Below are 517 nucleotides of genomic sequence, written 5' to 3'. Positions count from 1 at the left end.
GATCATCCGTTCTTACTAACTACAGCGCTTTCCATGCTCTTTGCATGAATCGTGAACATAAGAGCCAAATCGTATTTCCATCCTCAATCGTTCACTTTTTAAACCGCAATTTTATAAAATCAAATTTCAGATTTATGAATATCACCGCTATTTGCTCATTTTTTTATATAAACCAAGCAAAAATGATAAAAATTAAAGCGATATTAGTTAATATCCGGTAATCTAAATCCAATTCCATTTTGCTAGTAACATCGCAGAAATGACTGACGAGTTTAAGAAATCGACCGCTAACTTAAAAAAAGCGGTGCCACTAATGATCAAAAATCATGTAGCTGCCACCCCCGCAAACTACGCGCTTTGGTATACCTACGTAGACAAAACCATTCCAGAACTCAATTTTGAGATGGACGAAGTGTTAGAACACTATGGTATTTGTCCACCAGCAGCGAACAAACAGCTTTACAACAACTACGTGGCCAGTAGAGCAGAAACCAGTTTAGAAGATCTCAAAACCAAC

1 pseudogene is annotated in these 517 nt (G+C 37.1%); it reads left to right on the top strand.

From position 1 onward, the window contains the following. Window positions 1-259: 259 nt before the first annotated feature. Window positions 260-517, top strand: a pseudogene (locus R8O10_RS27500) (GGDEF domain-containing protein); the annotation flags it as partial.

It is taken from the genome of Vibrio sp. 1727 (genome assembly GCF_033344415.1).
GTDB classification, from domain to species: Bacteria; Pseudomonadota; Gammaproteobacteria; order Enterobacterales; family Vibrionaceae; genus Vibrio; species Vibrio alginolyticus.
This window is presented reverse-complemented; position numbering and strand designations above follow the sequence as displayed.